The sequence below is a fragment of the Micromonospora sp. NPDC003776 genome (assembly GCF_053605645.1).
The window spans coordinates 1-5,124 of the sequence record NZ_JBSGJR010000511.1 but is presented as its reverse complement, the minus strand read 5'-3'; the positions used below and the strand labels follow the sequence as shown (position 1 = coordinate 5,124).

Below are 5,124 nucleotides of genomic sequence, written 5' to 3'. Positions count from 1 at the left end.
GCTGGGCGAGCAGGGCGGCGAGCCCGGCGGCGAGCCCGGACTGCACGGCGATCACCCCGGTGATCTCCAGCTGGCGCAGCCGCAGCCGCCCGGCCTGGCCGCCCTGGCTGCGGGCCCGCGCCACCGCCCGGCCACCCCGCCGAACGGCCCGGTTCAGCGGCGATCGGACGGTGTCGGCGGTGTGACGGTGCTCGGCCATGGTGGCGGTTACCCGGCGTACGGCCGGTGATTGCTCAGCTGGGCGACGGGGCGGGTGTCGACCCCCTACGCAGCCGCTCCCGCAAGCGGTCGCGGGCGGACGGGTCGGCACCAGCGAAGGCGGCCTGCTGCAGTTCCTTCGGGAAGATCCGGCGGATGCTGTCCGGATAACCTTCGCCGTCCTCGGGCACCTGGTATGTGAGCGGTGGTCCGATTCGCAGTGCGATCGGCACCGACTCGCCCGGCAACTCGTCCAGATTCCCGGGGGTGGTGCCCGGCGGTGGCAGCCAGGCGCAGTCCGCGCGGGCGAAGATCGTGTCGGCCTTCGCGACGGTGTCGGCGCCCGGCGGGCTGACGCCGAACACCGTGGCCACGCAGATCGGGTGCCAACCCGGTTCCCGGGTCACCTCGGTGCGGAAGATCGGGTCGTGCTCGAGCGCGTCCACCGCCCGCACGGCGAGGTCGTCCCGCAACGGTCCGGGCAGGTCCACGTCCGCGTGCGGCGCGCAGGCGCCGGCGGTGAAGGCGAGCACCGGGACCACCAGCAGGACGACCCGTCGACGTGTCACGCCCGGACGGTAGCCGATCCGCGACGGCCAAGCGGTCCCACGGCTGCCGCCCCGCGACCGGGGTCAGCGTCCGGCCAGCACCGCAACGCCGTCGCCGGCGAGTTCGGGCAGTACGACCCGCCGGCCGCTCAGCGCGAGCAGCAGCGCCTCGCCGGTGCCCCGTACCTGCGGCCCGTCCCCGGCCGACCAGTCCAGGTCGGTGGCCTCGAACCGCAGCCCGGCGATCCGCCGCCGGTTGACGAAGCCGATGGCCCGCCCGCTCAGCAGGAAGTCCAGCGACACGCGCAGCCGGTCCGGGTGCAGCTCGGCGCCGACGCCGAGGGGGCGGCGGATGTCCTGCCCGTGCACCTGCAGGTCGGTGAGCTGACCCGGGTGCCCGACCACCGGCGGTCGCAGCGGGTGCTCCGCGTTCGACCGCAGCACCGCGGCCAGCTCGCCCGCCGGCCGGCGGCCCACCTCCCGGGCCAGGCGGGCGTTCGCGCCGTGCAGGTTGAAGCCGGACCGCACGAACGCGGGCAGGAGCCGCCACTGCGGCACGACGAACGGCACCGCCAGGTGCGCGGCCACCTCGCGGGTGGTCCATGACCCGCACAGGCTCGGCGCGGCGAGCTGCTCGGGGGTGAGCGAGTCGATCAGGTCGGCGATCCGGCGTCGCTCGGCCGCGATCATCGGAAGCAGGTCGGCGTTCACCCCACCATCCTCGGGTACCGGCGTCGCGGTCCCCTCCCGGGCACGCCCGGTCGCGGCCCGGTCAGCGGCGGAAGGTGCGGTCGAGCAGGCCGAACAGGGCGGCCCAGTGCCGCTCGGTGGCCTGCTCGTCGTACATCGGAGTGTCGGACTGGGTGTAGCCGTGCCGGGCCCCCCGGTAGACCTCGGAGGTGTAGGCGACCCCGGCCGCGTCGAGGGCCTTCTCCAGGGTTTCGATCTGCTCGGCGGTCATCGACTGGTCCTGGTCGGCGTGGCCGAAGTACAGCTCCCCGGTGACCGCGCCGACGCCCAGGTGCGGGCTGTCCGGGGCGTCGGTGACCACCCGCCCGGCGTGGAAGGCGGCCGCCGCGGCGATCCGGTCCGGGTGCGCCTCGATCGCCCGCAGCGCGTTGGTGCCGCCCATGCAGTAGCCGGTGATGGCGACCGGGCCGGGCGTCACGTCCGGCTGCCCGGTCAGGAAGTCCAGGTAGGCGGCCGTGTCCCGGGCCACCACCTCCGAGGTGAGGGCGCCGATCATCGGGCCGAGCTGCTGGAACAGCGCTCCGCGCTGCGCGTCGTCGCCGAGCCCGGACAGGTCGACCAGCGGCGCACGGCCGAACCGGTGAAACAGGTTCGGCACCAGCACCACGTATCCGCGGGCGGCGATGGTCTCGGCCATCTCCGCCATCCGGGGGCGCAGCCCGAACGCGTCCATGAACACCAGCACCCCGGGAAAGGGTCCGTCGCCGTCGGGCCGGACGAGGTAGGCGTCGGCCACCCCGTCGCCGGTGGGCACGTCCACGGTCGTCGTCTGCACTCTGGGACCTCCTTGCGTCGCGCGTACCGCACCGCACGCTACGCCTGGGCATGGCGGCCGGCACGGCGAGGTCTTCCGGTCGGCGGGTCGAGCGGGCATGCTTGGTGGATGGGAGAGGTGCGACCGATGCCCAGCTTCGGTGACCTGTTCACCGACCTGCGCGGCGAGGACCGGACGATGCGGGTCAGCTACCACCCGGACCGCGGCGCGGTGGTGCTGTCGCTGTGGAGCGGCACCGTCTGCCGGGGCTCCTTCCGGATGCCCGTCGACGACGTGGACCGGCTCCTGGTCCTGCTCGGCGAGGTACGGCAGGCCGTCCCGCCGGCGGGCGGCGGTGACGGCGGCGGCGCGGACGAGGCCACCATCGCGGGCACGGCCGAGGTCCCGTCGCCGTCAGTGGAGCGCACCGGCGACATCTCGGGTACGGCGCACCGCCTGGCAATCCTGCCGACGCCCCGAGTCGCCTGAGCCCGACCTCCACAATCGACCCGAACGGGGGCAGACGCCCTGGACTTCGCGAACTACCGTCGAAGCAGGAGTTCGCGAAGGGAGGAGCAATGCTTCCCGTCTCACCACCCACCACCCGCCGTCCCGGTATCCGAGCCACGCTCGGGATGGCCGTCCTCGTGGCCGCCGGCCTGGCCGTGCCGGCCATTCCCCCGTCGATCGCCGGGTCGTCCCCCGGCCCGCTCACCACCGTGACGCTGGTCGCCACCACCAGCCAGCCGACCATCCAGCAGGGTTCCCGCGGCGCCGCGGTGGCCACGTTGCAACGCCGGCTCACCGCCCTGCACTACGACGTCGGCGGCGTCGACGGCATCTTCGGCCCGTCGACCTTCCACGCCGTGGTCGCCTTCCAGAAGGTCAACAGCCTGGCCCGGGACGGCATCGTCGGCCCGCGCACCTGGGCGGCGCTGGCCAATCCGGTGATCCCGAAGCCGAAGTACACGCACACCGGCTATTCGCTGGAGGCCAACCTGAGCAAGCAGGTGCTGTACCTGGCGCGCGGGGGGTCAGTGGTACGCATCCTCGACGCCTCCAGCGGCAAGGCGAGCACCCCCACGCCCACCGGCAACTACACCATCCAGCGACGCATCGACGGCTGGCGGCAGAGCGACCTGGGCCTGCTGTGGCGGCCGAACTACTTCTACCGCGGGTACGCGGTGCACGGCGCGACGTCCGTGCCGGCGTACCCGGCCAGTCACGGGTGCGTCCGGGTGCCGATCCCGGCGATGAACCGGCTCTGGTCGGTCATCGGCGTCGGCGTGCCGGTGCACATCTACCGCTGATCGCACCGCACGGCGGCTTCCGGGGGATCCCGGGGGCCGCCGTCGCCGTAGGATCGGCCGGATGATCCGGTTCCGGCTGGCGATGCTGGTGGCGGCGGGGTTCTTCCTGGCGGTGGCGCTGGCCGTGCGGGCACTGACCGACGGCTGGCCGGAGCAGTTCTCCGGCACCGCCCTCTACGCCTCGATGACGTACGCGGGGATGCACCTGCTGTGGCCGCGGCTGCGGCCGGTCCCGGCGGGGCTGCTGGCCGTCGCCTGGTGCACGGCGATGGAGACCTTCCAGCTCACCGGCGTGCCGGCCGCGCTGTCGGCGCACAACCTGCTGGCCCGGCTGGTGCTCGGCGTGCAGTTCGACCCGGTCGACCTGCTCTGGTACCCGATGGGCGTGGTGCCCCTCGTCGTGCTGCACGCGCGGGCGCCGTTTGCCGGGGCGCTGACGGGGAAGACCGGGCATCCAGCCGAGAGAAGGGCCCTCACGATGGACGACAACCAGTTCATCGGCCTGGTGGCGAAGCGTACCGGGACGTCGTCGGAGCAGGCGACCGCCCTCGCCCGGGCCACGCTGACCACCCTGGCGGAACGGATCGACGGCGGCGAGGCGCGGGACCTGGCCGGTCAGCTGCCGACCGGCCTGCGGCCGTACGCGTTCGCCTCCGGGGAGACCGCCGAGCGGTTCGGGCTCGATGTCTTCGTGGAACGGGTCAGCGGGCGCGCCGACGTGGACGTCGACCAGGCGAAGGACGCGGTGACGGCCGTGTTCGACGTGCTGCGCGAGGCGCTGTCGCCGGAGGCGTACGGGCAGGTCGTGACGCAGCTTCCCGCCGAGTACGGGGAGGTCGCCGACCAGACCGCGCCGTTCGTGGAACGCACCCGCTGACGGCGCCCTTCGAGGTCGGGGAGCATGATCCACCGGGTGCCGGGTACCCAGGGCGTCCGCGTACGTGACCGGACCCGCAGGGAGCTGGGATGAGCGATGAGCAGGACGATCCGCTGCGGCGACCGCCGGAGGCCGACGCCCGGGAACAGCAGCAGGACGAGACGGTGGTCGGCCCGCCGGACCGGGTCTCCGACGCGGTTCCCGAGGCGTCCGAGGCCGACCTGGCGGAGCAGGGCGTCCTGGCGCCACCGAGCGACCGCACCGACCTGGCCCACGCGGTACGCGACGATCTCACCCCGGCCGACGCGGTGGAGCAGAACCAGGAGATCCCGCTACCGGATGAGGACCGCCGCGGCTGAGGGCCGGCCCACGTGGCCCGTCCACTCCCGACCGTCGCTCCGGTCGGGTGTCCTCGGCCGTCGCGCTGGCCCCGTCAGCGGTCCGGGCTCTCCGCCGGGGCCATGAGGCGCAGCGCGTTCGGGTCCAGCCCGATGCGGACCGGCGTCTCCGTTACCTGTCAGTGCGCTTTAGCGACTGGTCGGCATGTCCCGCCTTGCGGTGGGACGGTCCCGGTCTTGTCCGCGTGGGCGGTGCCGGGTTGACGTTTCATGGCCACCGGCCCGCCGGGGCGGGTCTTATGGTCGGCTCCACGTCCTGCCACCGGGCCACTCCCGGCGGTGGTGATGG

The 5,124-nt window shown here is 73.8% G+C and carries 7 protein-coding genes and 1 pseudogene; 4 read left to right on the top strand and 4 right to left on the bottom strand.

The window, feature by feature from the left end:
• From ACWEVO_RS29610 to ACWEVO_RS29595, 4 genes and pseudogenes are all read right to left on the bottom strand, one after another.
• Nucleotides 1-199: pseudogene (locus ACWEVO_RS29610) on the bottom strand (FUSC family protein); the annotation flags it as partial.
• A gap of 34 nt (nucleotides 200-233) precedes the next feature.
• Nucleotides 234-767: a hypothetical protein gene (locus tag ACWEVO_RS29605; RefSeq protein WP_452310765.1), complete on the bottom strand. Its 534-nt coding sequence runs from the start codon at nucleotides 765-767 to the stop codon at nucleotides 234-236.
• 63 nt (nucleotides 768-830) lie between these two features.
• Nucleotides 831-1,457, bottom strand: coding sequence for a maleylpyruvate isomerase family mycothiol-dependent enzyme (locus ACWEVO_RS29600; RefSeq protein ID WP_452310764.1), 627 nt, complete (start codon nucleotides 1,455-1,457; stop codon nucleotides 831-833).
• A 61-nt stretch (nucleotides 1,458-1,518) separates the two neighbouring features.
• Nucleotides 1,519-2,271: a dienelactone hydrolase family protein gene (locus tag ACWEVO_RS29595; RefSeq protein WP_452310763.1), complete on the bottom strand. Its 753-nt coding sequence runs from the start codon at nucleotides 2,269-2,271 to the stop codon at nucleotides 1,519-1,521.
• A gap of 126 nt (nucleotides 2,272-2,397) precedes the next feature.
• Between ACWEVO_RS29595 and ACWEVO_RS29590 the strand changes: the two genes are divergently transcribed.
• The 4 genes from ACWEVO_RS29590 (at nucleotide 2,398) to ACWEVO_RS29575 (ending at nucleotide 4,796) form a co-directional block, all read left to right on the top strand.
• Nucleotides 2,398-2,739 (top strand): hypothetical protein, encoded by a 342-nt coding sequence (locus ACWEVO_RS29590; protein ID WP_452310762.1) that lies wholly within the window; start codon nucleotides 2,398-2,400, stop codon nucleotides 2,737-2,739.
• A gap of 146 nt (nucleotides 2,740-2,885) precedes the next feature.
• Nucleotides 2,886-3,560, top strand: a complete 675-nt coding sequence (locus ACWEVO_RS29585) for a L,D-transpeptidase family protein (protein ID WP_452310761.1) — start codon at nucleotides 2,886-2,888, stop codon at nucleotides 3,558-3,560.
• 61 nt (nucleotides 3,561-3,621) lie between these two features.
• Entirely contained in the window at nucleotides 3,622-4,437 is an 816-nt protein-coding gene (locus ACWEVO_RS29580) for a DUF2809 domain-containing protein (RefSeq protein WP_452310760.1), read from the top strand.
• Between the two features lie 89 nt (nucleotides 4,438-4,526).
• On the top strand, nucleotides 4,527-4,796 hold the full coding sequence (locus ACWEVO_RS29575) for a hypothetical protein (RefSeq protein WP_452310759.1): 270 nt from the start codon (nucleotides 4,527-4,529) through the stop codon (nucleotides 4,794-4,796).
• The last annotated feature ends 328 nt before the right edge of the window (nucleotides 4,797-5,124 follow it).